Origin of the sequence: Fodinibius sediminis (assembly GCF_900182555.1) — a bacterium.
GTDB lineage: Bacteria > Bacteroidota > Rhodothermia > Balneolales > Balneolaceae > Fodinibius > Fodinibius sediminis.
The window spans coordinates 164,740-190,386 of the sequence record NZ_FXTH01000007.1 but is presented as its reverse complement, the minus strand read 5'-3'; the positions used below and the strand labels follow the sequence as shown (position 1 = coordinate 190,386).

The following is a 25,647-nucleotide window of genomic DNA, read 5'->3' as shown; positions in this document are numbered from 1 at the left end:
AAGAAAAATGGGAAAAGAACACCGAAAGCGTATTATCATTGTTGATGATCATCCGATTATGAGCAAGGGTCTGGCTCAGATCATAGATTCTGAACTGGGATTTGAAGTGATAGCACAGTATGAACGTGGAGAGACCATGCTTCAGGACTATGAAGAGCTCTCGCCTGATTTGGCTGTGGTTGATATTTCATTGCCTGGCATGAGTGGTTTGGAACTGATTAAGCATTTGAAATCAAGAGAATACCCCCTGCGGATGCTCGTCGTATCACGGCATGATGAATCATTGTATGCCCAGCGGGTAATACGGGCCGGTGCCCACGGGTATTTAATGAAGATGGAGGCCGGCGATGTTCTCATGAAAGCCATCCGGAAGATTATCAAGGGCGGCATATACGTGAGTAATGAAATAAGTGAAAAATTACTGATGAGCATGGCGTCCGGACGCAAGGATATCAGTGAATCTCCCGTGGATAAACTGAGTGACCGGGAGCTTGAAGTATTTGAACTGACGGGAAAAGGGAACAGCACACGTGAGATTGCCGAAAAGCTTCATTTATCGGTGAAGACGGTGGAATCGTACCGGGCCCGCATTAAAACAAAACTCAACCTCGACAACGCTACCGAGCTGATGAGGCATGCCGTAAAATGGGTCGAAACCGAGGATCCGTATATGGAGTAATAAACCGGGGCCAAGGCTGCTGGTATGCTCCTTGCTGCCTGATGACAGACCTGATATTCGTACGGCAGATGCTCTCCATCCGAGCGGGATTCCTGCTGCTATCCGCCTTCCTGATGTAGGGGAATCCATTAACAGGCTACAGCCGATATTATTACAGATCCTTTAAAGAACCTACTGCATCTTTCCTCTTCACAATTTTTTTTTTTACTACTGTATCAGAAAAGAGATTAGTGATTCTCTTGTGAACAGTAAAATAAACCCAGTATAACAGATATAGAAGGTGTAGTATTATGAGTAAACTAACCAGGTATTCGGAATTTCCCGTTATTGAATCCATAAGGAGAGATATGGATCGCATTTTTGACGACCTCATTCCCTCTGCATGGAGAATGGACAAAGATGAAAAGGCACTGGGTCTCTGGGCTCCAAGGACGGATATGAGTGAAACCGATGATGAGTATGTGGTCACGGTTGACCTGCCCGGCATTTCAAAAAAAGAGATCGAGGTTAACTATCAGAATAACCGCCTGACCATAAGCGGTGAGCGCAAGAAAGAAGAGAAAGAGGAAAAGAAAGATTTTATTCGTAAAGAGAGATACGAAGGTCGCTTTTTACGTTCATTCACGCTTCCAACCAAAGTGAAGGATGACGATATAAAAGCATCCTTCCAAGATGGTGTGTTGACAGTACACGTCCCTAAAGCTGAAGTGAGTAAACAAAAAAAAGTGACCATCACCTAAGGTCACACTGGAGGTCAGCTCCACAAAAACACAACAATAGAATCAGCTGTGACAGGCTGATTCTATATTACCTTTTAGAATAACAAATGGAGACGGTTGCCATATATAATGTCAGGTTATCAGATAGCATGTTCCGCATAATAATGGGAATAGCTGTTCTTTCGCTTGGATTTCAGTATCAGAGTTTGTGGGGAATGACGGGGCTTGTACCATTAATGACGGGGATTGTTGGATGGTGTCCTGTCTATAAGGCTCTGGGTATTTCAACCCTTGCAAGGTCCCGTATAAACACGCGTTTCTTGGTTAAAGAAAGAATTGAGGAGAGTAAGCGAAGGTGGCTATGATCAAGAGCTATGGCAGAAGCTGTCTCCTTGTTTGTGATCAATTTCGTTAGAGCGTAAGAAGCGAATAAAATATAACAGGTGAGTATAAATAGGAGGCACAGCATGGAATTAGTTCGTTGGTTTCAAGACTTAAGTATGGAAGATGTAGGCTCCGTAGGGGGCAAAAATGCTTCTCTGGGTGAGATGAGCAGAAATTTAGCGCCGCTAGGCATTAAAATTCCAGACGGATTTGCCGTTACATCCAAGTCGTACCGGGAGTTTATCAAGGCAAATAAATTGGAAAAACCGATCCGGGCTGAACTTCGAAAGTACACCGACAGATCCCAGACCCTGAAAGATACGGGGCTTAACATACGGTCTTTGATTCTTAATGGCATATTCCCGATCTCTGTTGCTGAGGCCATTCGCAGCAATTATCGGATACTTTGCGAAAAAACAGCTGTCAGAAATTTATCGGTGGCTGTCAGAAGCAGTGCAACAGCCGAAGATTTACCCTCGGCGAGTTTTGCGGGTCTTCATGAAACATTCCTGAATGTGCAGGGCAAGGAGCAACTGTTGCATATGTGTAAAAAATGCTATGCGTCCCTGTTTACCGATCGGGCCATTACATACCGCCAGCAGAAAGGATTTGATCACATGGAAATTGCACTGTCTGTTGGCATACAGCGGATGGTACGGGCAGACCGGGCGGGATCTGGCGTTATGTTTACACTGGATACAGAGACCGGTTTTCCTCATACCGTCCTGATCAACGCTGCATGGGGACTTGGAGAAAATATTGTGCAGGGCACCATCAATCCTGACCAGTATACCGTGTTCAAGCCCCTGTTGGATAAGGATGGGATAACACCGATCCTGGAAAAGAAACTGGGCAGCAAAGAGCAAAAAATGATCTATGTATCTGATAACGGGACCCGGACCAAGAATGTGCAAACCAGTGTAGAGGAGAAGAGCTCCTTTGTATTGGATGACAACGAAATTCTGACCTTGTCCCGGTGGGCGGCCCGCATTGAAGAACATTACCGGAAAGCCATGGATATAGAATGGGTCAAGGATGATCAAACAGGAGACCTTTTTATTGTTCAGGCTCGTCCCGAGACCGTTCATTCCGCCGGGAGTGGCACGGAATTCAAGTCGTACCGAATTGCCGGGGAAGACCAGGGGGGCATACTCACCGGCATCAGCATTGGCAATTCGATTGTACACGGCAAGGTTCGGAAGGTTCATCACGCCAGCGACTTGGAATCGCTCGATGAGGACAGCATCCTCGTCACGCAGATGACCGAGCCCGACTGGGTGCCGGCAATGAAAAATGTGAAAGGCATTATAACCGATTCCGGAGGCCGGACCTGTCATGCGGCTATCATCAGCCGGGAGATGGGGATACCGGCCGTTATCGGCACCAAGGTAGCCACCAGTATTCTGAAGGAAGGGAAAGAGATAACCCTTTCCTGTGCCGGCAGTGACGAGGGCGTAATCTATGAGGGCTATCTGGAGTATAAGATGGATACCATTAATCTGAAACAGCTGCCGGAACCCCGTACCCCGATTATGATTAATCTGGCGACTCCTGAATCTGCTTTGAAGTGGTGGCAGCTCCCTACAAAAGGGGTGGGCCTGGCGCGAATGGAATTCATCATAAGCAATCACATCAAGGTACATCCAATGGCGCTGATCCATTTTGATGATATTATCGAGGAGTCGGAACGCGAGCAGATCCGGCGAATAACCAAAACCTACCGGAATAAGGAAGACTTTTTTATTGAGAAATTGAGCAGTGGAATCGCTAAAATAGGGGCTTCACAGTACCCCAAACCCGTGATTGTCCGAACCAGTGATTTCAAGACCAACGAATATGCCGACTTGATCGGGGGCAAGAACCTGGAACCCCATGAAGAGAATCCAATGCTGGGCTGGAGGGGAGCTTCACGGTACTACTCGAACAGGTACCGCGAAGGGTTTGCACTGGAATGCCGGGCATTGAAGCGAGTGCGGGAAAAAATCGGACTCGACAACATTATCATCATGATTCCATTCTGCCGGACAACGAAAGAGGCCGAGTGGGTGCTTGAGGAAATGGAAAAAAATGGACTAAAGAGGGGAGAGCACGGCCTGAAAGTGTACATGATGTGCGAGATTCCATCGAATGTGATCCTGGCAGAAAAATTTGCCCGCTATTTTGACGGCTTCTCCATTGGGTCCAACGATCTGACGCAGCTAACCCTCGGGGTTGATCGTGATTCCACCGAATTAAATTACCTGTTTGATGAGAATGATGAGGCTGTCAGGGAGTCCATTCGTGAGGTGATAGCAAAAGCTCACAAAGCTGGTTGCACGGTCGGTTTTTGCGGGCAGGCACCCAGCGATAATCCGGAATACGCGGAATTCCTGGTCGAGTGCGGCATCGATTCGATATCTGTCAATCCGGATAGTGCCGTAGAGGTGTTAAGGCATGTTTTTAAAGCGGAACAGCATCAGCACCAAGCAGTCATTTAGCAGCAGATGAAATACTATGCAGCCATCCAATTCCATATTCAACGACAGGGCGAACGGCGCTCTGTCAGTTCCGAACAATACCGGTCAGATTTCGGCGATCCGGGGAAGTGTGGTGGATGTGGTTTTTCCCGAACGGTTGCCCGAGATGCAGTCAAAATTGAAGGTTGAAGCCGATCGTTCGGTCATCCTCGAGGTTACCGGGCATCTCAACGAAAAGACGGTCAGGACACTCGCCCTCACCTCCACCCGGGGTATCAAGCGCGGCTTGACGGTGCGGGATGAAAACGCCACGGTTACTGTGCCTGTGGGGAAGCAGCTGCTGGGACGAATGTTCAATATGTTTGGAGACCCCATTGATAACAAGGGAGCCCTCCCGCCCGGGGAGATGAAATCAATTTATCAGCCCTCCACAGCCTCCGCTCTTCATCAGTCCGATCAGACAATCCAGCCGACCGGGATTAAGGCAATAGATTTATTGTCTCCCATTGAGCGGGGGGGGAAGGCCGGACTTTTTGGCGGCGCGGGGGTGGGAAAGACCGTGCTGATTATGGAATTGATCAGGAATATGGTCACCCAGCACGAAGGAATAAGCTTGTTCTGTGGTATCGGGGAGCGAAATCGCGAGGCGGTAGAGCTTTATAAGGAAATAACCGAGGCGGGGGTACTGGATCATACCATTATGGTATTCGGGCAGATGAATGAACCGCCGGGCGCCCGTTTTCGGGTTGCTCATTCGGCTCTTGCCATGGCTGAATATTTCAGGGATCATGAACGCCGGGATGTGCTGTTGCTTATCGATAACATTTTCCGGTTTGTGCAGGCCGGCGCCGAAGTGTCAGGACTGATGGGGAAAATCAATTCGAGGCTCGGCTACCAGCCGACGCTGGGCAGCGATCTTGCTGATATTGAAGAACGTATCTGCAGTACCCAGAACGGAGCTATAACATCTATACAGGCGGTATATGTACCGGCCGATGATTTTACAGATCCGGCGGTGACGCATACGTTTTCGCACCTGTCGTCCTACCTCGTGCTTTCCAGGGAACGCGCCAGCCAGGGCCTGTATCCGGCCGTTGACCTGCTAAAGTCGGGGTCCAAGATGCTGGCTCCCCACATAACGGGGCCGCGGCACTACCGTGTTGCCCAGCAGGTGAAGCAGATTTTATCCCAGTACGAGGAGCTGAAAGATATTATTTCCATGCTGGGCATGGAGGAGCTTTCCAGGGAGGATCAGCAGGCCGTTCAGCGGGCGCGTCGCCTGGAGCGTTTCTTTACCCAGCCTTTTGGCGTTACGGAGCAGTTTACTGGTAAAAAGGGGGCAATTGTGGGGATCGGTGAAGTGGTGGACGGGTGCGAGCAAATCATCGAAGGAGCCTGGGATGAGGTGCCGGAACGGAATTTATATATGATTGGAGCCATAGAGGAGGCAAGGTCCCATGAATGATGAAATTATGCAGCTGAAGATTATGGTCCCGGAACATATCATGGAAGATCGTCCGGTGGATAAAATTATTGCTGAAGCTCCCAACGGTTTTTTTTGTCTGAAGCCCCGGCACGTTGATTTTACATCGGCGTTGAAGCCTGGGATCCTTTATTACTACCGTGGTACAAGGGAGCATATTATTGCAATAGACCGGGGCATACTCGTCAAATGCGGAAGGGAGGTCCTGGTATCCGTGCTGAATGCCATCAAAGGAGATAATCTCAGTGCCTTGGAGCAGCAGGTACGCCAGGAATTTCAGAGAATTGCAAAAACAGAGCAGGCCGCAAGTACAGCCCTCAGGAATCTCGAGGCTGACTTGATACAGCATTTTATTGGCTTGGATAAAGAATTGGACATGAACTATTGACTGAACAGGAGACCAATAGCACCGAGGAGATGGAAGATAGCGTGCGAAAAAAAACGCGGCGTAAAATGAAAGTGCGTAGCCAAAACAGAAAAGGATTACTGTATGGACTCGGGATGTTTGGGCTGGTGGGCTGGTCGGTAGCCATACCCACACTCGGCCTGCTGGCGCTGGGAATATGGGTCGACCGCACCTATCAGAGCCGGTATTCCTGGACACTTATGCTCTTGGTGCTTGGGATCATGATAGGATGTATGAATGCCTGGTACTGGGTACAACGGGAAAGTGAAAGCAATGGAGAATAATATGAGCTGGATACTATTGACAATAGCATTGACCTCCGGGATGGCCCTCGGCTTTTTCTATTTCGGGGGACTTTGGCTGACGATTCGCAAGGTTACCAAGCAGGGCTATCCCCCCCTGCTGGTTTTGATAAGTTTTCTCATAAGAATGGCTTTGGTAATGGGGGTGTTTTATGTTTTGCTCACTCAGCACTGGGCCTACATGATCACCGCCCTGGCATCATTCCTTATCATTCGGCAGCACTTGCTGGCTAAATGGGGAACACCGGAAAGAGCGCTTTCTAACTAACTGCTGATCAACGAATATGGAATTCAATATTGATAATATCATTTACTGGCAGGAGGGGATTTTTAAAATCAACGCCACCTTGCTGCATACCTGGATCGTTATTTTGCTTCTGGTGTTTGTCTCCTGGATGATCACCCGGAATCTGGCTGCAGGCATCAATATAAGGAGGGGGCAGGCCTTTATGGAGTCTTTTGTGGTCTTTGTGCTGACGCAGATCGAGGAAGAAACACATGAGGATCCGAATAAGTACCTGCCCTTCATCGGAACCCTCTTTTTATTTATTGTCCTTTCGAATGTGATAGGAGTCATACCGGCCTTCGAGTCGCCGACAGCCTCCCTGTCAACGGCTACGGCGCTGGCTGCCTGTGTATTTGTAGCTGTGCCGGTATTCGGCATTTCCAGCCAGGGATTCTCAAGCTATTTTCGGCATTATATTCAGCCTACGCCGCTGATGCTGCCCTTCAATATTATCGGGGAGCTGTCACGGACGCTCTCGCTGGCCATTCGCCTGTTCGGCAACATCATGAGTGGCAGCCTGATTGTAGCGATTGTCCTGAGCCTGAGCCCCCTTTTTTTTCCCGTGGTGATGCAGGCATTCGGACTACTGATCGGGGTGATACAGGCCTATGTTTTTTCTATCCTGGCACTCGTCTATATTGCCTCGGCTTCGCGGGTTCAGCAGGTGCAGGAGACCGCAGAAACATCAAAACAGGAATCAAAAATCTAAAAGAACAGTATGGACAGTATTAGCATTATAGGTATGGTATCAATTATTATATCAGGACTCACCATTGCCATTGGATCCATTGCCCCGGCACTGGGAGAAGGAAAAGCGCTGGCCCAGGCCTTGACTGCCATTGCCCAGCAGCCGGATGAGACGCCCAGCATTACCCGTACGCTCTTTGTCGGACTGGCAATGGTGGAATCAACGGCTATTTACTGTTTTGTTGTAGCGCTAATTTTAATATTTGCAAATCCCTTCTGGGATTATGTCATAGGAGTAGGATAAATTGAATATCGACTGGTTTACCTTTACGGCTCAGATTATAAATTTTGTCATTCTGCTGGCGCTGCTGAAACGGTTCCTGTACGGCCCGCTTCATGAAGTGATGAATAAAAGGGAAGAAAAAGTGACTTCCAGGCTGGAGGAGGCCCGTCAGAAATTGGCAGCAGCCGAACAGAAGCGTGAAACCTATGAACAGAAACTGGCCGATTTTGAAGCTTCCAAAGTGGAGATGATGAATACTGCCCGCCGGGAAGTAGAGGAAACCAAGAAAGAGATGCTGCATCAGGCCAGGGAAGAGATTGATACCATCCAGCAGAATTGGGAAGCTGCTCTTCAGTCTGAAAAAAAAACGTTCATAGCCGAGCTTCATCAGCAAACCACCGATAATATTGTTGAACTTCTCAATCGGTTGATACAGGAGCTGGCGAACAGTACGCTCGAAGAGCAGGCCATTAATAAATTCATTGAAAAACTCCGGACCATGGACAAGAAGGAGGAGAAAAATGCAATTCAGTCGGCCCTGGATTACGGAGAGGGAAAGATGATGGTGATCAGTTCATTTCCCCTTCCCGATGACCAAAAAAAACAGATCCGGGAACTGCTGCACGAGATTTTTACTGTGGATGTCAATTGTACATTTACCGTCTCGTCAGTCATAGGATTTGGCATTGAAATAAGGGCGCAGGGGTGGAAAATGGGATGGAATGCCAAAGTATACCTGGAGGATTTGAAGAAGAATATTGACGATTTGTTTAATTCGGACACAAAAATAAAGCACCATGTTGCCCACAGATGATAGATGATCATTCAACCATACCGGTTATTGGAGCTGCCTTTGATAATATTAACAGGGCATGGACTGCTGATCCGGATATTTTCATCCGGGAAACCGGAAAAGTAATATCCGTAGGGGAGGGCATTGCACGGGTGGAGGGACTGCCGAATGTGGTTACGGATGAGTTGGTAAAATTTGCCAATGGCTCTCTGGGACTGGCTTATAACCTGGATCCCGATGAGGTAGGGGTTATCCTGCTTGGTGAGGAGAACCTCATTGAGGCCGGAGACGAAGTATTCAGGACCGAACGGGTTTTAGGCGTGCCGGTGGGAGACGCCTTGCTCGGCAGAGTAGTGGACGCCCTGGGGCGGCCGTTGGATGAGAAGGGCACTTTGAGAGCTGTTTCATACTACCCGGTCGAACGCCCGGCTCCTCCCATCATGAATCGGGTGTCGGTGAGTGTTCCACTGCAGACGGGTATTGTGACCATCGATGCCCTTCTTCCCATTGGACGCGGTCAGCGCGAGCTTATTCTTGGTGACCGACAGACGGGAAAAACAGCCATTGCAGTCGATAGCATTGTTAACCAGAAGGATACGGATGTCATATGTATTTACTGTGCTATTGGCAAGCAGCGTGCCGAAATTAACAGGCTGGTGTCTGATCTTCAAAAGCAGGAAGCCATGGAACACACCATTGTCATGTCGGCCAGCAGCAGTATACCAGTGGGGCTGCAGTATACGGCCCCTTATGCAGCTACCAGTATGGGGGAATATTTTATGGAGCAGGGGCGGGATGTACTGATCATATATGATGATCTGACCTGGCACGCCCGGGCGTACCGTGAATTGGCGTTGCTGCTGCGTCGGCCGCCGGGGCGGGAGGCCTACCCGGGGGATATTTTTTATATCCATGCCCGACTGCTTGAACGGTGCACTCGCCTCAGGGAGGAATACGGGGGCGGGAGCATGACCGCCCTGCCGATCATCGAGACACAGGCACAGGATATGTCTGCCTTTATCCCCACCAATCTCATATCGATTACTGATGGCCAGATCTACCTGTCGCCGACGCTCTTCCGAAAGGATGTGCTGCCGGCTATAGACGTTGGAAAATCAGTGTCAAGGGTAGGAGGTGCCGCCCAGCTTCCGGCCTATCGAATGGTGACCGATGAGCTTCGCCTGGACTATGCCCAGTTTGAGGAGCTGGAGGCCTTTTCAAGGTTCAGTTCCCGGCTGGATGAGGATACACGCAGACAGATTGAAAGGGGGAAACGAATACGGGAGATCCTTAAACAGGACCAGTTCGACACGATGCCGGTGATTCAGCAGGTGGCTCTTCTGGTGGCCGTGACGCAGGGTGTTTTTGATGATATGGAGCTGCCGGAAGTGAAAAAGGCTGCCCGAAAAATAAGAATGAATATTGCAGCAAGACTGGATGAGGTTGCGGACAAAATAACGCGGGGGGAACCGCTGAACAGCATAGATAGGCGTAACATGGAGGAGTCAGTAAAGACGTTGCTGGAAGACTTATCACAGAATTCGGAGCAGGAAGAGGGGGTATAGGAATGCAGACCGTTGAATATTTCAGGAGGAAACTACAAAATGCCGGTGATCTTCAATCCATTGTCCATACCATGAAAGTACTGGCCTCCGTCAGCATTCGGCAGTTTGAGCGGGCGGCGGAATCGCTTGGCGAGTACTATCGAACCATAGAGATGGGATTGCAGATTGTAATGAATCCTGTCTTCCAGGAAGAGTTTCCATATATGGGAGGGCAGAAGAAGAGGGAGACTGCCATCATCGTTCTGGGTTCCGGGCAGGGGCTATGTGGATCTTTTGATGAACAGATTTTTGATTTCACCAGCCGGCAGTTAAAGGAACAAAAAGTTGAAGATCCCCTTTTTTTGGTTTTGGGGGAACGGGTTGCCGCCCGGCTGGATGCCAGCAGGGTTGAAGGAGTGTTCGACCTGCCGGGATCAGTCGCAGGGCTTAACAAGGTTGCCATTGAACTGTTAACGGCTCTTGAAAGCCTGCGCAGGGAGAAGAGCATCGGACAGGTACTTATTTTGCATCATAAACCCATCAAGCAGGGAAGGTATGTGCCCCGGATGCAGCTGTTGCTTCCCTTGGATCGACACTGGCTGAACCGGCTGGCTGCCAAAGAATGGCCCACGAACAATATTCCGCAGTACAGCATGAAAGCAGGAGCGCTCTTCTCGCAGCTTGTCAACCAGTATTTGCTGGTTTCGCTTTACCGTGCTATGGCTGAGTCTCTTGCCGCGGAACATATGAGCCGGTTGAATGCCATGTCTATGGCAGAGAAGAAAATTGAAGAGCGCCTGTTAAAACTGCATAACCAGTATGCCCGGGAACGGCAAAACGCTATTACAGATGAGCTCCTGGATATTTTATCGGGCTACCTGGCTGTGAAAGGGGAGGACGAATATTAATCTTGGGTCCGTTATATCAACAAGCCCGGATTGTACAGTATGTACCTGAAGGTCGTAACCAGCGGTGTCAGTTCATTAAAAAGGCAATGAACAAGCCAGGCGCAACCGAAAAGAAGAGTACCGCAAATAAGCGGAAGCTTTGCTTCATTCCGACGACAACGGCAAACAAAATGCCTTTTACAATGGTGTTGACTGCCGAGGCCAGGATAATACCCATGATGGCCACTTCCTCCCCCAGGTTATTGAGGGTCAGCCGTGACAGGGAAAGCGTTATAGCATCCACATCAACCAAACCGGAAACGATGGATAAGGCATATACGCCTTCATGACCAAACCATGCGTTGGATGCTGCAGAGAGGAACATGACGACCCCCAAAAGGGCACCAAATTTAAGGGCGGTAGAGAGATTAAACGGATTCTTAAGTTCAATTTTTGGTCCCGGATCAGCTTCTTGATGGCTAAACCAGAGCCAGCTGCTGCCCAGAAGAAGACTGGTGAACATAACAGTCAGGGGCAGCCAGAGGCGATTGAGGAGCCCTGCATTTACAACGCTAACTTCTATAAGCACCCGAATGAACATAATGGATGCAGCGATTACAACGCCGCCCATAAACAGTGTCTGATGTTTATGCTTTGTGGCGAATTGGGCCATGCTCAATGTAACGGCCGTCGAGGAGGCTAACCCACCTATGATAGCGGTGAGGAAGGTTCCAAGCCTGTTGCCGGCGTATTTAATGGCAAAATACCCGGCGAAAGAGAGGCCGCTAATCAATACAACCATCCACCAGATCCAGTAGGGATTGAAGGCATGCCAGGGACCATAGCCCTGGTTGGGGAGGAGAGGGAGCAGTACGAGGGAAATGATCAAGAGCTTGATGCCGGAATATATTTCTTCGGTCTTGATATTTCCAACCCATTGATGAAGAATGGGCTTGATGCCAAGGAGGGCAACGACCATGGCTGTAGCAGCAAAGGAATAAATGTAATAGCCAAGCGCAGCCCATACCCCGAGGGAAAAAGTAAGCATCATGGCAAATTCGGTGGTAATCCCCACATCTTCTGTTTCCCGTGATCCGACAATATGGGAAGCGATGATCAAGGCTACAACAGCGATAAAAGCAACACCCAGCATCCAGGATCCGGTGATAGCTGAAAGTTGTGCCCAAATACCCCCCAGCAGGCCGATCAGGCTGAAGGTTCGCAAACCGGCAACCCGGTCTCCTTCATCCTTGTACCGACCACTCCATCCCCGCTCAATGCCGATTAGGAGACCGACAGCCAGAGCAGCCAGGAGCTGAATGATTACCTCATATTCCTGATTTTCCATAAGTGGTTGTCTGGTCCTCTCTTTATATATACAGGCAGCTATGTTTTCAGTGTATTAGCCATGTATAAATTTTGTATTTCAATGATTGTAATATTGAAAAAAATATGAGCTCTTAACAGTATATAGTAGGTATTATTATCCCCTTTGGAAACAGGGAAATACAGTGATTTCCGGGCCGGCAAGTTGATGGGGATTCCGCGGACTGACTTGTAGGTAATATACTTACATCACGGCTATCATATATCACGGCAAGAAATCAGGAATGGCATTACACGGGGACAGATGGATTTTGTATAAGATAATACTGAGTACAACGTACTCTGCCCGGTTCAAGGACCGGAGCAATATTTTTGATTAATTGTTCATCTCAACCTTTAAAATGACAGGTCATGGCTGCACAACCACATATTGTAATCTTGGGGACTAATTTTGCAGGTTTAACAACTGCACGATACATACGTGAATATGCGGGAAAAAATGTACGGATGACATGTATCGACCGGAAGCCTTATCTGGCATTCATCCCGAATATTCCCATTGAGGTGTGGAATAATAACAATCCTGAATCCTCTTTGCACCTTCCTTTTGTGAGGTTCCTGGACCGTGATGATATTGATTTTATTCAGGCGGAAGTGCAACAGATTGATGTAGAACAGAAAAAGGTTGAATACAAGCCAATGGAACGCTCCGGGTCGGCAATTGAAAAATTGGCATACGATTACCTGGTTATTGCCCTGGGCAACAAGCTGGCATTTGATGAAATAGAAGGATTCGGAAAATATGGCCATACGTTTACAGATACCTATTATGGTGACAAGATAAGAAGGCATTTGCATGATGGAGGCTATAAAGGCGGTCCTGTAGCTATAGGTTCAGACCTTTTTATACAGGGAAAAAGCGAAAAGCTGCCAGACATCCCCGTGGCTGAGGCGGCATGTGAAGGTCCCCCGGTGGAAATATCCTTTTCGATGGCAGAATGGCTTGGCGAAAAAGGGCTGGGGGGTAGTGAAACCATCACGATGTTTACTCCGGCCGAGGTCATTGCCGAAGATGCCGGTGAAACAATACTGGAAGAGCTTTTGCCTATGGTCCAGGAGATGGGGTTCGGCTACAAGGCCAATACGCGGGGAATCAAACGTATTTACGAGGATGGCATAGAATTCAGGGATGGCAGCAGTCTGGAGGCAGAGCTGAAGATTATTTTCCCGAACTGGAAAGCGCATGATTTTTTGAGAGAGTTGCCTATTTCCGATGACCAGGGTTTCATTATAACCGACCTCTTTATGAGGAATCCAGACTATCCAGAGGTGTTTGCTGTTGGTGATGCGGCCTCTATTACCGTTCCTAAATTGGGGTCGCTGGGCCATCTAGAGTCTGAGGTCCTGGCCAAGGTGCTGGGTGAAGAGGTGGGCGGATACCAACCCAAAGAATCCATTGATCCGTTGAAATTCAAATTGGTCTGCATGGGTGACATGGGGGCTCACAAAGGCTTCTACATGCATTCTGATGAATGGTGGGGTGGGGAAACCAGTATCCTGAAGATGGGGCGGACACCTCACCTGCTCAAAATGGGATTCAAAACAATGTACTATACGCTGGGCGGAAAAATACCGAGCTGGGGATTACCGCTTTCAGAGTTAATCGCAGATCGTACAGTTATTTAATCGGGTAGGTGATTGATGGGTAAGCGGGATGATAATTGCCCCCTCCATAGAAAGAACTGTAGGATTGCGCGGGAATAATATCAGGCCGGAGCGCCCCGAGAAGTTACTTTTTGTATCTCTCATTTTGAAGTTTAGTCATCATTGTGGCTGCTGCAACTTCCCGGAATCGAAATACTGTTCGGGAAATAAAACGACCCATATCCCCCGCAGTTCACTGAGTTCAAATCCTGTAGCTTCATCCTGGGGATATAGTTCCTTGATGACTTTCAGGTCGGCCGGAGGGATATCGGTACCCGGATTGCCATGGCAGTTCAGGCAAAGTGGACTGGCCATCCGGATGGGAGCGTGGTAGACCAGATCCCCGCCTTTTCTGTGAACGATAGGGGCTGGCTCCTCGTCATTTTCAATCTGGGTCAAGAATGTTTTAACAGAAGCCAGTTCCAATGAGTCGGCCCGATTGTTGATGTTGCGGGGCCGGTGGGATACCCGCTTTATTTGTACTCCAAAATTGCTGGAAAGTGAATCGGTGAGCGGCATGGCTTCAACATTACAGAATTTGATAGCGTGGGAAACGCCCCCTTCTGCCAGTGCTTTTTGAAGGTTCGAGCTGAGTGTCTTGAACGTTGCCCGGGTTATGGCCTTGCCCTCCTGTACAACTGCGGTAGTATCAAAAGGAGATGCTGTCCTTTCACCGGGAGATTCAGGTTCCGAGCTACAGCTTGCCAGGAACATAAACAGCGAGAGGAGAACGGTTGATCTGACGTAACGCATAAGTGGGCACCTATTAGCTGAATTTTGTGTTTATAGATAAATATTTATCTACACGAGAGTATGATCAGGCTTCTTTTTTGCTGATTTGATTCTCCAGAAGGGCTAATATATCCTTAACCTGGTTCCAGTCCGTGTATTCATAGTCTTCCGAGGTATCGGTATCCCCATCATTCTGCTGGGCAATCAGCCGCATGATAAACTTTTTAAGAAAGTTGTATTTGGAATATCGTAGTGCTCCGGCAACCTGCTCCACATGTGTTGGATGCCACCCAGTCTGTTCAAGAAAGGTGCTGGTTATTTCCTTCAGTTCTTCCCATGATTTGGGATCGTTACTGGCAGCAGCCAGGCTGACGGATATAAATACCCCCGGTATGCTGTTTAACACACTCTGGTGCTCCTGTATATAATGTTCGACGGAAGCCTGGTATTTTTCCATATGCAGGGAGGCACCGATGATAACAGCATCAAACCCTTTGGGGTGAAGATCCGCACCGCTGGCATCATTCAGGGATACTTCGTGACCTGCTTCTTGGGCCTTGTCGCGCAGGAAAGTGCAGATTTTACGGGTCTGCCCCTCTGTAGATCCATAGATAATTAAAATCTTCATAGAAATGATATGAGCGTAGTTGCAGTTACTGGTAATAAAATTGCCTAAGCATGGACAACGCTGTTCTATTGATGGATTTTGTCCCCTTGCTGTTAATAATGTGAGGGTTCTTGCAAAGGATATACAGAGGGAATAGGTATGATTTGTAATGGGGAGAACCCTTACAAGAATGTTGAATTTGGAGCCTGCCCGGAATCTGTCAGTTGTAAAAGAAAAGACTTCGGGCCAATAGGGGTTTCCCTCACGCTTAAAAAGAGAAACGTTTTTTATAATAAAATATACATTAAAGAGAATGTGAGTGGAGGTTACCATGATTGAACTTAGTGGGACAGCATACTTTTGGTTCATTGCACTGGGAAGTATCATTGGATTCATCTTTGGCAGAGCTATAAAACGAGAGGGAATACCCCTGGTCGGTAATATTATCTGGGGCATAGCTGGTTCGGTTATTTCGGGATCGATCGGGATTATCCTGGGGCTTGGGGATGGACTTCTTTTTGCTTTGGCCGGAACTTTTGCCTTTCTATTTTTGGCCAATGTGTTTCATCAGCACCACAAAGATGATGTTGAGGGAGAAGTTAATTACGGCATACATATCAAGAGAAAAGGAGTGTAAAAACGGTGGGTTGGGCTCTTTATACCGGGGCAATGAGTATGTGAATCTCTTTCTGGAAAAGGAAAAGGAGGGGTAGCTTTTAGGCATTTCAAATGATACGGCTAATCAGATAGAGCGTGAAGCCACGCTGGATCTCATGTACTGTCGAGCGTCACTACTACAGATCATCCATGATACAGACCTGGGTATTACACTATCAATGACAGGGGGCATCTGCAGTGGCAGCAGGTGGTTTTCCTGGTCATAGTCACCTGTTGAAAAGGATTCGCAAAGAAGTAAAATATTTTTTATACCTTCCTTGAGCAATTTGTATCGATATTTCCCGGCTGAAAGGAAATGTTATTTTAAAGAAAGGATACCCTAAGGAATGTCATAATAAAACATGATGAGTGTACAAGCTAACCTGACAGGCGCTATGAAAAGAACGTGGTTCGCATATTTTATAATACTGCTATTGATGGTACAGGCCTGCGGAGGCAGCCATACACCACAGGAAAAGGTGATGGAGCGCCTGCCCATGAAACAGCTTTCACTTCAGAATCTGGATTCTTTTAGGGAGACCAGTCAAAATTGGACACTGGCCGGGCAGGTAGTGGCTGACCGAAACAAAATTCGTGATTTACAGGGAGTGGAAAGGACCGGTATCCTGGTAAATATACCCACCGAAAGGCATCAGGATCATCTTTTGACCAGGTGGATGCATGGCGACCTCGAACTTGAAATGGATTTCCTGATGCCCGGGAATTCAAGCTCCGGGATCTTTCTGATGGGAAGGTACGAAATTCAGCTACATGATAGCTGGAATGTTAAAGCCCCCCAATTCAGTGATCTGGGTGGAATATATCAGCGGTGGGATGACAGTAAACCGGAAGGGAACAGGGGATTTGATGGAAAAGCCCCCACCTTGAATGCGGCACGTGCCCCCGGGCTTTGGCAGCATGTCAAAATAAAATTCAGTGCGCCTGAGTTTGATCAGGAAGGGGATAAAATTGCCAATGCCAAATTTGAGGAGGTCTGGATAAATGGAGTGCTGGTACAGGAAGACGCAGAGATATCCGGCCCCACCCGTGCGGCTGCATTTGAGGAAGAAGCAGCACGCGGCCCCCTGATGATACAAGGGGATCATGGTCCTGTTGCCATTAGAAATGTGAGATATAAGAGATACGATAAAAAAAGTATACAGCTGGCCAACCTTGACTATGATTACTATGCCGGTACTTATGACCGGATCCCCGATTTTGATTCGCTGCAGGTAACGGAATCGGGCAGTACTGATTCTCTGGCCGGCAATATCATCGATAAAGATGATCGATATGCTCTGAAATATACCGGAACACTTCGGACCCCCAACCGGGGAAAATACCTGTTTCGGTTGCAAAATGCCGGTATGGTCCGCATGAAGATTGATGACAAGATCATTTTTGACCAGAACAGCTATCACAGGATGCACGAAAACCATGTTGCAACAGTGATGCTGGACAGCGGCCGGCATACCTTTTCACTAGAATATCTTGACCATCAAAATGACTGGTATTGGGGACTCACACTTTTTGCCGAGGGGCCACATCTGAGATATCAGAGGCTACATTCTCTTTCCTCTGTACCGGGCGGCGGACGTTCACTTCCTGATATTGTGGTAGAGAGCAGGGAGCGGGTTAAAGTACTTCGTTCTTTCACGCGGCACGGAAATACCAAGCGTACGCACGTTGTGAATGTCGGCTTTCCCAATCAGGTTAATTTCAATTATGATATGGGGCAGGGGGCGCTGCTGCAGGCCTGGAATGGTCCTTTCATTAATACCAATGAGATGTGGGTCAACAGGGGCGAGGCCCAGGTCGCCAAACCCGCGGGACCGTCTCTATCTTTTGATGGGAAACCCTCTTTTGCCACGCTGGCCGGTGGTTCCAGCAGCTGGCCCGATTCGGTTTCCTGGGATGTCTTGCAGGTTGAAGGCTATTCCATCAGTCAGAAAGGCATCCCGGTTTTTTCCTATAATCTGGATGGCATCAGTATTGAAGACCGGATTGAAGGACAAACCCACAACCGGCGGTTGGTTCGCACCATCCGATTTTCAGCGGACGATCCACGGGATGACTTCTGGATGCATCTGGCATCCGGGGAAACGATTGAGGAAGAACGCCAGGGAGAGTACATCGTGGGCGATCGGAGCTTTTATCTTGATATTGAGAAGAGTGCTGGTGCAGAACCCCGGATTATTGAAACCGAGGCCGGGCAGGAGCTTCGACTGAAGTTGCTTGATGCAGCATCGGCCGCAACAATAACATATGCCGTTATCTGGTAAGCCTGCAGCGGTTCAGCCTATGAATATGATAAACAGTGTCTCAAAATTATCGAAATTGTTTATGAGAATGCAAACCTGGGGGAAAGGAATTAGCATGACAGTTACAATAATATTTTTTTTGCTTTTGCTATTTATGCAGCCGATGGTCAGTGCAGCCCAGCAGGCTATCCCCTCGGAGTCCGATTATTACGAAATTGTTGATATTCCCATACCGGATGATATCGTCTTGGAAGTGGGCGGGATGGATCTTATGCCGAACGGGAATATAGCTGTATGTACAAGAAGGGGAGAGGTATGGATTATTGAAAATACGGAACAGCTTGGCAGTCAGCCCCCCCGGTACAAGCTTTTTGCGGAAGGCTTGCATGAGCCCCTGGGGTTAACGTACCGCGATGAAGCGTTTTATGTGACTCAGCGAACAGAAATAACCCGCCTTGCGGACACGGATGAAGATGGACGGGCAGATCAGTATGAAACAGTGTTTATACGTCCCGTTTCAGGAAATTACCACGAATATTTTTACGGTCCGCTGTTTACTCCGGAGGGCGATATGCTGGTGACCGTCAATCTTGCCTGGATCGGTCATGGCGCCAGCTTGTCGAAATGGGATGGCTGGCTGCTTAAAATTTCCCCTGACGGTGCAGTCGAGCCCCTGGTCAGTGGACTTCGTTCTCCTGCGGCCTTTGCTTTTAATACAGCCGGTGATCTTTTTTATGCAGAGAACCAGGGGGGATGGGTAGGTTCTGGCAATATCACGCACCTGGAAAAGGGGGATTTTGCTGGTAACCCGGAAAGTCTGCGCTGGGCAGACCTGCCGGGATCACCGATCTCCCTGACACCGGAAGATATTCCCGACAGCGGTACCCCCCTTCACGAGGTAGCCCGGAAGATCCCGCAACTCAAGGGACCTTCGGTCTGGTTTCCCCACGGAATTATGGGGATTTCCACCTCCGGCATTCTTCCCGACACAACGGGAGGAGGATTTGGACCCTTTGAGGGGCAGCTTTTTGTTGGTGATCAGGGACAAAGCAAGGTTATGAGGGTTTACCAGGAAAAAGTGGAGGGAATGTACCAGGGGGTCGTCTTTCCGTTCAGGGAAGGATTTGAGTCAGGGGTGTTTCGTATGAACTGGGGGCAGGATCACACCATGTTTGTGGGCATGACCAGCCGTGGCTGGCGCTCGACGGGCGAAGAACTCTTCGGTTTGCAACGCCTTGTATGGAACGGGGAGATCCCTTTTGAAATTAAGGAGATCCATGCCAGGACCGATGGATTTGAGCTGGTTTTCACCAGGCCGGTGGATCGTGCCTCTGCCAGTGATCCGTCCTCCTATTCCATTACCGGCTTCACCTATCATTACCACTCAACCTATGGCAGCGACATCATCAACCGCGAAGAAGCCCCTGTGTCGAGGGTGAAAGTAGCTGAGGACGGCCGATCTGTACGCCTGAAGGTTGATAACTATAGAGAAGGGTATATCCATGAAATTAAAGCTGAAGGGGTCATACAGCAGGAAACCGGCTACCCGCTGCTCCATCCCGTCGGATATTATACGTTGAATCGTATACCGGGAGGACAGCCAATAGTCCGGGATGAAGAGAGGAAAATATCCGCCCCTGTCGACAAAGGGAAGGCGATAGAGGATGGAAAGGATGAAATGATGCGTCATCAAACAACCAGGCCGGGAGACTGGGAAGGTGGCCCGGATCAGGTTATCACTATTAACGCTGCTGAGGCGATGACGTTCGATAAAACGAATTTCAAGGTAAAAGCAGGCAGTCGTATTCAGCTGACATTCAACAACCCCACAGACCTGCTTCATAATTTATTAATCGTAGCGTCCGGTTCTCTCCCGAAGGTAGCTGAGGAAGCCCGGAATATGGGTATCGACGGACCGGAAAAAAATTATGTGCCCGATATGGAGGAGGTCTTGTTTTTTACGAGCCTGGTGGGAGTTGGCGAATCGGAGTCCATCTACTTTACTGCCCCGGAAACAGCAGGAGACTACCCTTATGTCTGTACCTTTCCAGGCCACTGGAAGACGATGCAGGGCGTGATGACTGTGATAGAATAGCAGCAAATGCCAGCATGTTATCCCGGAACTGTTTTCACAGTTATGAAATAATTTTTAAAAGATGAAATTTTCAGCCTGCAATCCATTCTGGCAGAACACCCGGGCTATATGGCAGAGCATTGTTAAGGGAAAAAGATTCCTTTCGAGCACTGATAATATCCGTAGCTTCAACACTTATCTGAGTTTTTCGGGAGAGCGGAATGGTATACCAGCCAGGGAAATTCTTAATTAATTTAACGCCATAGTCTTAAGAAGTATTATCTAAAAGGTGGTTTAATGGATTGGAGTATTTATTTTAAGGCTAAAATTTTGTTGAATTGGTATTAGTAAGAAAAGAAGAGAAGGGTGAAAAATATTTGCAAGCCCTTAAAAAAAATGTAAAATTAGAGTGGATTGGTCGTGAAAAAATAAAATAGGAAGGGTTATTTCATAATAACTTTTAGGGCACAGGGAGGTTTCCGATGCTTCACCATACTCCTGCAATTCCAATTCATTATTAAATCCTAATTTTCAATTCAACCAAGGGGATAGACTATGGATGGAAAAATGATACGAGTGATTGCAGCCATAAATCGGCTTTTTTCTTATCTTTCACTCAATAAAACAGTACTCTTCAAAAACAGGGGAACGACGTTGGGTGCAGCGGGAATGACTCTTCTGTTTTTAATGATGGCAACCACTACCGTATTTGCACAATTCAACGTATCCGGTACGGTAGTTGATGATTCCGACGGGCAGCCGCTGTCGGGGGTAAATATTATAGTCAAGGGAACTACGATCGGAACCTCCACGTCGGCAGACGGGACTTATTCGCTTGAAATTCCATCCGGACAGGATACCCTGATGGTTTCTTTTATCGGCTATATACAGCAAGAAATACCGGTCAACGGACGAAACACCATTGATGTTTCCCTGGCCGCTGATGTGGCCCAGCTTGAGGATGTTGTGGTTGTGGGCTACGGTACCCAGGAACAACAGCAGATAACCGGTTCTGTTTCCAGTGTGAAATCTGAGGATTTTGTTTCTGGAAACATTAATAATGCCTCGGAGCTGGTTCAGGGCAAAGTGCCGGGCTTGACTATTTCCAATGCAGGCGGAGGCGACCCCAACAGCAGTCCCACGATTCGGATGCGCGGGGTTACGACCTTCAGTGCCAACCAGGAGCCTCTGGTGGTGGTTGATGGTATCATTGGCGCAAGTCTTGATAATATCGATCCCAATGACATTGAATCGATTGATGTACTCAAAGATGCTTCAGCTTCTGCTATCTACGGAACCCGGGGCGCTGCCGGTGTTATTGTAGTGACAACAAAATCGGGGATGGCCGGGGGCGGTCAGGGGGTATCGGTCAATTACAACGGTTATTATACGGTTGAGACCATTGAGAATAAACTGGAGGTTCTCTCTGCCAGTGAGTTTAGGCGCCTGAGTGACGAAACAGGTATCGGCATTAATGATCTTGAGAGCAGTACCGACTGGTACGATCGGGTCACCCAGCTGGGGTCCAACAATGTCCACAGCCTGGCATTATCCGGTGGCACCGAACACAGCAACTACCGTATCTCCGGGAACTTCAGGGATCGACAGGGTATACAGAAGGGCACGGGTTTTGAACAGATCAATGGCCGCATCAACCTCACCCAGCGGGCCCTGGATGACAACCTGGAGCTCAATTTTAACCTGGGCGTCACGAGCAGGGAATCCGATTTCAGTTTTGGAGAAGTTTTTCGGTATGCCCAAACCATGAATCCCACGGCGCCGGTCACAGATGAGGGGTTTGAAAATACCGGCGGATACACAGAGATCGGTGCCTTTGATATACTGAACCCTGTAGCCATCATGAATACTTCTTTTAATGAAGGCAAACGGAGCGTCATTAACGGATCCCTGAAGGCATCCTATGATTTTGATCATCTTATTCCGGGCATCTCGGCGTCGGTATTTTATTCGATGGAGGACCGTTCGGAGCTCAACAACCAGTTTTTTTCCAAAACCAATAAATGGCAGGGGCAGGCAACGCAGAGCAGTCTCGGCGCGGGACTGGCCAACCGGTATTCCAGCAACAATACGAGTGAGTTGTTTGAAACAACGGTTGAATACGTGGCAGACATCGACCAGCTTCGTCTCGAGTCGATTGCAGGCTATTCCTACAATGATTTTGAAAGTGAAAATACCTTTGCCGGCGGGGGTGATTTTGTTACAGATGCCGTGGAGGCGTACAACCTTGCTTTTGCCCAGGACTTCTCGCAGGGTGAGGGTACGGTCAACAGCTTTAAGTCAACCCACAAGATTATTGGGTTTTTTGGGCGTCTCAACCTAAGCTGGGACAATTCCTATTTCCTGAATGGAAGTATACGGCGTGAAGGGTCTTCCCGTTTTGGTGTGGATAACAAGTGGGGGACCTTTTTTGCACTGGGGGCCGGAATAGATTTGGTGGGCGTGGCCAATTTGACCATGTTCGACCAGTTTAAACTGCGGGGTAGTTATGGCGTGACGGGGCAGGATGCTCCCTTTAACGGGATCTCCAAGCTGCGGTTTGGTCCCCAGGGTAACTTCTTTGTGGATGGAAGCTTTGTACAGAGTTTTGGTCCTGTAAGCAACCCCAACCCCAACCTCAAATGGGAAGAGAACAGGGAGTGGAACGTAGGTGTGGATCTGGAGGCCCTGGATTCAAGGCTCGCCGCCTCTTTCGAATACTACAGGAAGAATACGGAAGATCTCCTGTTTGAAGTGCAGGTCCCCGTTCCTCCCAACCTGTACCCCACAACCTGGAAGAATGTGGGTGAATTGGAAAATGAGGGCTTTGATGCCTCCCTGGAATATGCAGTCATACAGAGCAATGATCTGAACTGGACCACCAATCTGACATTCTCCACCTTCAATACGGTACTCAAGCAATTTATCTCCGAGGATGAGATTTTTGTTTCCAACGCTGGTTCCCCGGGCCAAAATAGTACGCCTTTGGTTCGTGTAAAGGAGGGAGAACCTATCGGACAGATCTGGGGCAAAAAATTTGCCGGCATCAGTGAAGAGGGGCAATGGCTTTTCTATGATGCTGAAGGAAACAAGGTTCTGAACGATGAAACAACCCTTGAAGACGAACGCGTACTGGGGAATGGTCTTCCCGACTTTTCACTGGGCTGGACCAACAGCCTGACCTACAGGAATTTCGATCTCAGTTTTTTCTTCAGGGGCGATTTCGGGCATGACATGGTCAATACTTTTCGCCTTTTCTATGAAACACCATCCTCCATTTCAACCTGGAATGTACTGCAATCGGCTTTTGATTATACGGAGCTGACGTCACCGCCGCAGTTCTCCAGCCTGCATGTTGAGGATGCTTCTTATGTGAAATTACAGAATGCCACCATTGGGTACTCGGTTCCTGTCTCTGAGACGGCATATGTAAAGAAATTACGGCTCTACGTATCGGGCAATAATTTGTTTACCATCACGGATTACAAGGGGATCAATCCGGAACCAAGATATATTGACAACGTCGGTGGCGGTGGACCGCTTGCACCAGGTATCGAGCGACGGGATGCATGGATAACCACCCGGTCAGTTACTGCTGGTGTTCAGCTCAATTTCTAAATGAATTTCAATACAAAAACCAATAGCCATGTTTATACGAACTAATCTGTTTTCAAGATATTGCTCGGTATTTGTCTTAACACTGGTAGTGTTGTTATCCTCGTGCACAGATCTGTCAGAAACGATTAACAGCGAGGTAACTTCCGACCAGTTTTTCCAGACGGACGAGGAGTTTATCTCAGCTCTCGGTGATTCTTACAATGTACTTTCTGCATGGGGAACTTCGGGGGGCTGGACGGCCATCAACGAGGTGGCAACAGAAGAAGGCATCGTCACCCAGAAGGGAACGGACTGGGAAGACGGGGGGATCTGGATTCGATTGCAGCGGCATCAGCAGACTTATGACGATCCGCAGTATAATGCCGCCTGGACCTTCCTGTACAGTGGAGTTAACAATTCCAACCGATTGATCTTCCAGTTTGAGTCGCTTGTGGAATCCGGTGACGTGGATCAGGAACAGGCCGGGAGCTTTATTTCCGAGCTAAAAGTGTTGCGGGCCTTTTACTACTATATGCTGCTGGATGGCTTTGGGAATGTGCCGATCATCACCAGCTTCCAGGATGCTCCGGAAGAGCCCACCCAGCCGAGTTCTAATTTCCAGGAGGGAAGAAATGCGGTCTTTGATTTTGTGGAGAAGGAAATTCTGGAAAATCTTGATGCCATCAGCAATGATCCAAACAGCAGCTACGGAAGGGTCAATCAGGATGTAGCCCATATGATTCTGGCGAAAATGTATCTCAATGCACACGTCTATCGTGACCTTGATCCCAATAGTGCTGAATATGCATCCTATTTGAACAGCGCGATAGAGCATGCCGATGCGATTATCGATTCCGGGCACTACAGCCTTGCTTCGGACTATTCGGCTAACTTTGCCACGAATAACTCCTCTTCTCCGGAAAATATTTTTGTGGTACCCTACGACAAGGTTTTCCTCGAGGGTTTCAACCTGGCTATGATGACACTCCATTATCAAAGCCAGAGTACCTACGATCTTGAGGCGCAGCCCTGGAATGGCTTCGCAGCAATGGAGGAAATGTATTCCACCTATATCGATCCGGAGAAAAATCCGGGTCCGCAGGGCGAAGTCTGGGGTACCGAAGCAACTTCGAGTGAAGATGGGCTGAACCGTATTCAGGGGACCCAGGATGCCCGTCTGAGCAACTTTATCGTGGGGCCGCAGTACAGCTCGAGTGGAGAGCGCCTCGAGGATCCCGGCTCTGAAGATGCAGACCCCAACGGTCCCCCCCTCACGTTTACGCCCGAAATTAAGAACCTGGCACCAAATGGCCTGCGACAGGGAGGGGCCCGGATCGGGAAATTTGAGTTTGCTTCCGGGGCTAATGCCAATTTGAGTAATGACTATCCCATCTTTCGTTTTGCGGATGTCCTTCTGATGAAGGCAGAGGCCCTGTGGCGACTCAACGAACAGCCCGGCGAGGCACTGCGGCTGGTGAATCTTGTACGCCAGCGGGCAGGAGTTGACAATTACTCCAGTCTGGATGCCACGAAGATACTCATGGAGCGGGGCCGCGAGATGTTCTGGGAGGTTACCCGCCGGCAGGACCTGATTCGGTTTGAAGGAGTCAACGGGGGAGCGACCCGTTTTAACGATCCATGGACTTTCAAGAGCACATCGGATCCCAGTAAAAATGTATTTCCCATTCCAAGGGACCAGCTGGAGGCCAATACCCAGCTGGTACAGAATCCCGGTTATCAGGGATAATGGGTGCTAAATTGATGATACAGGGAGAGGAACCAC

22 protein-coding genes are annotated in these 25,647 nt (G+C 48.6%); 19 read left to right on the top strand and 3 right to left on the bottom strand.

What is annotated here, in order from left to right; genetic code table 11:
* The first annotated feature begins 7 nt into the window (after positions 1-7).
* The 13 genes from FN808_RS09730 (at position 8) to FN808_RS09670 (ending at position 10,930) form a co-directional block, all read left to right on the top strand.
* The gene (locus FN808_RS09730) at positions 8-679 is read left to right on the top strand and encodes a response regulator (RefSeq protein WP_142714384.1); all 672 of its coding nucleotides are present in this window, start codon (positions 8-10) and stop codon (positions 677-679) included.
* Positions 680-969: 290 nt separating this feature from the next.
* On the top strand, positions 970-1,419 hold the full coding sequence (locus FN808_RS09725; RefSeq protein ID WP_142714383.1) for an Hsp20/alpha crystallin family protein: 450 nt from the start codon (positions 970-972) through the stop codon (positions 1,417-1,419).
* A gap of 86 nt (positions 1,420-1,505) precedes the next feature.
* Positions 1,506-1,763 carry a YgaP family membrane protein gene (locus FN808_RS19445; protein ID WP_142714382.1) on the top strand — a complete coding sequence of 86 codons (258 nt, stop codon included), beginning with the start codon at positions 1,506-1,508 and terminating at the stop codon, positions 1,761-1,763.
* Positions 1,764-1,865: 102 nt separating this feature from the next.
* The gene (ppsA, locus tag FN808_RS09715; protein WP_142714381.1) at positions 1,866-4,259 is read left to right on the top strand and encodes a phosphoenolpyruvate synthase; all 2,394 of its coding nucleotides are present in this window, start codon (positions 1,866-1,868) and stop codon (positions 4,257-4,259) included.
* Between the two features lie 16 nt (positions 4,260-4,275).
* Entirely contained in the window at positions 4,276-5,703 is a 1,428-nt protein-coding gene (atpD, locus tag FN808_RS09710) for a F0F1 ATP synthase subunit beta (protein WP_142714380.1), read from the top strand.
* A complete protein-coding gene (locus FN808_RS09705) occupies positions 5,696-6,109 on the top strand; it encodes a F0F1 ATP synthase subunit epsilon (RefSeq protein ID WP_142714379.1) in 414 nt (137 codons plus the stop codon). The genes atpD and FN808_RS09705 overlap by 8 nt, the downstream gene beginning before the upstream one ends.
* Positions 6,106-6,411 (top strand): AtpZ/AtpI family protein, encoded by a 306-nt coding sequence (locus FN808_RS09700; RefSeq protein ID WP_246068323.1) that lies wholly within the window; start codon positions 6,106-6,108, stop codon positions 6,409-6,411. Before FN808_RS09705 ends, FN808_RS09700 begins: the two co-directional genes overlap by 4 nt.
* 1 nt (position 6,412) lies before the next feature.
* A complete protein-coding gene (locus FN808_RS09695) occupies positions 6,413-6,697 on the top strand; it encodes an ATP synthase subunit I (RefSeq protein WP_185958340.1) in 285 nt (94 codons plus the stop codon).
* A 16-nt stretch (positions 6,698-6,713) separates the two neighbouring features.
* A complete protein-coding gene (locus tag FN808_RS09690) occupies positions 6,714-7,424 on the top strand; it encodes a F0F1 ATP synthase subunit A (protein ID WP_142714377.1) in 711 nt (236 codons plus the stop codon).
* A 9-nt stretch (positions 7,425-7,433) separates the two neighbouring features.
* On the top strand, positions 7,434-7,706 hold the full coding sequence (locus FN808_RS09685; protein WP_142714376.1) for a F0F1 ATP synthase subunit C: 273 nt from the start codon (positions 7,434-7,436) through the stop codon (positions 7,704-7,706).
* A 1-nt stretch (position 7,707) separates the two neighbouring features.
* Positions 7,708-8,499 (top strand): F0F1 ATP synthase subunit B family protein, encoded by a 792-nt coding sequence (locus FN808_RS09680; RefSeq protein ID WP_142714375.1) that lies wholly within the window; start codon positions 7,708-7,710, stop codon positions 8,497-8,499.
* A complete protein-coding gene (locus FN808_RS09675; protein WP_142714374.1) occupies positions 8,496-10,043 on the top strand; it encodes an alternate F1F0 ATPase, F1 subunit alpha in 1,548 nt (515 codons plus the stop codon). Before FN808_RS09680 ends, FN808_RS09675 begins: the two co-directional genes overlap by 4 nt.
* 2 nt (positions 10,044-10,045) lie before the next feature.
* Positions 10,046-10,930 carry a F0F1 ATP synthase subunit gamma gene (locus FN808_RS09670; RefSeq protein WP_142714373.1) on the top strand — a complete coding sequence of 295 codons (885 nt, stop codon included), beginning with the start codon at positions 10,046-10,048 and terminating at the stop codon, positions 10,928-10,930.
* 67 nt (positions 10,931-10,997) lie between these two features.
* Here FN808_RS09670 and FN808_RS09665 read toward each other — a convergent pair whose 3' ends face one another.
* On the bottom strand, positions 10,998-12,257 hold the full coding sequence (locus tag FN808_RS09665) for an MgtC/SapB family protein (RefSeq protein ID WP_142714372.1): 1,260 nt from the start codon (positions 12,255-12,257) through the stop codon (positions 10,998-11,000).
* Between the two features lie 389 nt (positions 12,258-12,646).
* Between FN808_RS09665 and FN808_RS09660 the strand changes: the two genes are divergently transcribed.
* Positions 12,647-13,921 carry an NAD(P)/FAD-dependent oxidoreductase gene (locus tag FN808_RS09660; protein ID WP_142714371.1) on the top strand — a complete coding sequence of 425 codons (1,275 nt, stop codon included), beginning with the start codon at positions 12,647-12,649 and terminating at the stop codon, positions 13,919-13,921.
* 138 nt (positions 13,922-14,059) lie between these two features.
* Here FN808_RS09660 and FN808_RS09655 read toward each other — a convergent pair whose 3' ends face one another.
* Entirely contained in the window at positions 14,060-14,692 is a 633-nt protein-coding gene (locus FN808_RS09655) for a Tll0287-like domain-containing protein (RefSeq protein WP_142714370.1), read from the bottom strand.
* 64 nt (positions 14,693-14,756) lie between these two features.
* A complete protein-coding gene (locus tag FN808_RS18905) occupies positions 14,757-15,299 on the bottom strand; it encodes a flavodoxin domain-containing protein (RefSeq protein WP_185958339.1) in 543 nt (180 codons plus the stop codon).
* 310 nt (positions 15,300-15,609) lie between these two features.
* On the opposite strand from FN808_RS18905, the gene FN808_RS18900 reads away from it, so the two are divergent.
* The 5 genes from FN808_RS18900 (at position 15,610) to FN808_RS09630 (ending at position 25,611) form a co-directional block, all read left to right on the top strand.
* Positions 15,610-15,915: a hypothetical protein gene (locus FN808_RS18900; RefSeq protein WP_185958338.1), complete on the top strand. Its 306-nt coding sequence runs from the start codon at positions 15,610-15,612 to the stop codon at positions 15,913-15,915.
* A 415-nt stretch (positions 15,916-16,330) separates the two neighbouring features.
* On the top strand, positions 16,331-18,217 hold the full coding sequence (locus FN808_RS09645; RefSeq protein WP_185958337.1) for a 3-keto-alpha-glucoside-1,2-lyase-like domain-containing protein: 1,887 nt from the start codon (positions 16,331-16,333) through the stop codon (positions 18,215-18,217).
* Between the two features lie 94 nt (positions 18,218-18,311).
* Entirely contained in the window at positions 18,312-20,291 is a 1,980-nt protein-coding gene (locus tag FN808_RS09640) for a plastocyanin/azurin family copper-binding protein (RefSeq protein ID WP_221930002.1), read from the top strand.
* A 534-nt stretch (positions 20,292-20,825) separates the two neighbouring features.
* Positions 20,826-23,885, top strand: coding sequence for a SusC/RagA family TonB-linked outer membrane protein (locus FN808_RS09635; protein WP_142714367.1), 3,060 nt, complete (start codon positions 20,826-20,828; stop codon positions 23,883-23,885).
* Between the two features lie 28 nt (positions 23,886-23,913).
* Complete coding sequence (locus FN808_RS09630) at positions 23,914-25,611, top strand: RagB/SusD family nutrient uptake outer membrane protein (RefSeq protein ID WP_142714366.1); 1,698 nt, start codon at positions 23,914-23,916, stop codon at positions 25,609-25,611.
* The last annotated feature ends 36 nt before the right edge of the window (positions 25,612-25,647 follow it).

Coding starts and splice junctions, on each gene's coding strand:
- FN808_RS09685 (WP_142714376.1), top strand. CDS start 7,434: ATGGACAGTATTAGCATTATAGGTATGGTATCAATTATTATATCAGGA.
- FN808_RS09690 (WP_142714377.1), top strand. CDS start 6,714: ATGGAATTCAATATTGATAATATCATTTACTGGCAGGAGGGGATTTTT.
- atpD (WP_142714380.1), top strand. CDS start 4,276: ATGCAGCCATCCAATTCCATATTCAACGACAGGGCGAACGGCGCTCTG.
- FN808_RS09670 (WP_142714373.1), top strand. CDS start 10,046: ATGCAGACCGTTGAATATTTCAGGAGGAAACTACAAAATGCCGGTGAT.
- FN808_RS09655 (WP_142714370.1), bottom strand. CDS start 14,692: ATGCGTTACGTCAGATCAACCGTTCTCCTCTCGCTGTTTATGTTCCTG.
- FN808_RS09645 (WP_185958337.1), top strand. CDS start 16,331: ATGAAAAGAACGTGGTTCGCATATTTTATAATACTGCTATTGATGGTA.
- FN808_RS09675 (WP_142714374.1), top strand. CDS start 8,496: ATGATAGATGATCATTCAACCATACCGGTTATTGGAGCTGCCTTTGAT.
- FN808_RS09630 (WP_142714366.1), top strand. CDS start 23,914: ATGTTTATACGAACTAATCTGTTTTCAAGATATTGCTCGGTATTTGTC.
- FN808_RS09665 (WP_142714372.1), bottom strand. CDS start 12,257: ATGGAAAATCAGGAATATGAGGTAATCATTCAGCTCCTGGCTGCTCTG.
- FN808_RS09660 (WP_142714371.1), top strand. CDS start 12,647: ATGGCTGCACAACCACATATTGTAATCTTGGGGACTAATTTTGCAGGT.
- FN808_RS09695 (WP_185958340.1), top strand. CDS start 6,413: ATGAGCTGGATACTATTGACAATAGCATTGACCTCCGGGATGGCCCTC.
- FN808_RS09635 (WP_142714367.1), top strand. CDS start 20,826: ATGGATGGAAAAATGATACGAGTGATTGCAGCCATAAATCGGCTTTTT.
- FN808_RS09730 (WP_142714384.1), top strand. CDS start 8: ATGGGAAAAGAACACCGAAAGCGTATTATCATTGTTGATGATCATCCG.
- FN808_RS19445 (WP_142714382.1), top strand. CDS start 1,506: ATGGAGACGGTTGCCATATATAATGTCAGGTTATCAGATAGCATGTTC.
- FN808_RS18905 (WP_185958339.1), bottom strand. CDS start 15,299: ATGAAGATTTTAATTATCTATGGATCTACAGAGGGGCAGACCCGTAAA.
- FN808_RS09640 (WP_221930002.1), top strand. CDS start 18,312: ATGACAGTTACAATAATATTTTTTTTGCTTTTGCTATTTATGCAGCCG.
- FN808_RS18900 (WP_185958338.1), top strand. CDS start 15,610: ATGATTGAACTTAGTGGGACAGCATACTTTTGGTTCATTGCACTGGGA.
- FN808_RS09705 (WP_142714379.1), top strand. CDS start 5,696: ATGAATGATGAAATTATGCAGCTGAAGATTATGGTCCCGGAACATATC.
- FN808_RS09725 (WP_142714383.1), top strand. CDS start 970: ATGAGTAAACTAACCAGGTATTCGGAATTTCCCGTTATTGAATCCATA.
- ppsA (WP_142714381.1), top strand. CDS start 1,866: ATGGAATTAGTTCGTTGGTTTCAAGACTTAAGTATGGAAGATGTAGGC.